The organism is Streptomyces sp. WAC 04229, from assembly GCF_003947455.1.
Classification (GTDB): Bacteria; Actinomycetota; Actinomycetes; order Streptomycetales; family Streptomycetaceae; genus Streptomyces.
The window spans coordinates 1-988 of sequence record NZ_QHJH01000413.1 but is presented as its reverse complement, the minus strand read 5'-3'; the positions used below and the strand labels follow the sequence as shown (position 1 = coordinate 988).

Sequence of the window (988 nt, the reverse complement as noted above, 5' to 3'; positions counted from 1 at the left end):
CCCCCGGCCAGCCCGACCCCGATGTGGGTGAAGTCGGTCTCGAGGATGTTGGCGCGGTGCCCGGGACTGTTCATCCAGCCCTCGACCACGTCGGCCGCGGAGCGCTGCCCGCAGGCGATGTTCTCGCCGACCGTGCGCCGGGCGGCTCCCGCGGCGGCGGCCCGGTCCCAGGGCTTCCCGCCGTCGGGGTCCGTGTGGGCGTAGAAGTCGCGGGCCACCATGTCCGCGCTGTGCGCCTGCGCGGCCCGGGTCAGAGCGGCGTCGACGGCCAGCGGGCGCAGTCCCGCCCCGGCCCGCTCCCGGTTGGTGAGGGCGACGACCTCCGCCGTGGTGCGGTCCAGTCCGTCCGCTGTGAGCGGCACCGCCCACAGCGCCGTCCAGTACGTGTCTCCGGAGGGCCCGCCGGTGGCGTGGCCCCAGCCGGCGTGCGTGAAGGCGGTGTCGTGCAGCGTGCGCCGGGTGCGTTCGGTGCCCAGGCAGTACGAGACGAACTCGGCGGGGGTGCGCGGGCCGGAGACCAGGTGCTCGCCGACGGTGAGGTAGGCGAACCCGGCGGAGACGACGCGCTGATGGACGGAGACGCCGTCCCGCGTCTCGACGCTCAGCGTGCCCGCGGCGGCCATCGCGGCGGCGTGCGCGCCGGCCGCGGAGACCAGCCGGGCGTCCGCGGTGAGCGGCGGGGAACCGGCCGCCGTCCGGGCGGAGTTGACCAGACCGAGGAGGCCGTCGGCGTCTGCGGCCGGCACGGGCGACTCGGCCGGCGTCCCGTGCGGCACGGGGGCGTCGTCGATCACGTCGACCCCGAAGTCCCGGGCGAGTCCGGCGAGTCCGTCGGCGTACCCCTGGCCCAGGGCGCGCAGCTTCCAGCGCTCGCCGCGCCGGTACAGCTCCGCGAGCAGCAGCACGGTCTCCTGCCCGGGGCGCGCGGGGGTGAACCGGGCCAGGGGTACGCCGACGGACTCGCCGGACTCGCCCGGGACTTCGGGGT

The 988-nt window shown here is 76.9% G+C and carries 1 protein-coding gene; it reads right to left on the bottom strand.

Going from position 1 to position 988, the window contains the following annotated elements:
- The coding region (locus DMH12_RS38600; RefSeq protein ID WP_125495870.1) for a CAP domain-containing protein at positions 1–988 on the bottom strand (988 nt) is incomplete at both ends.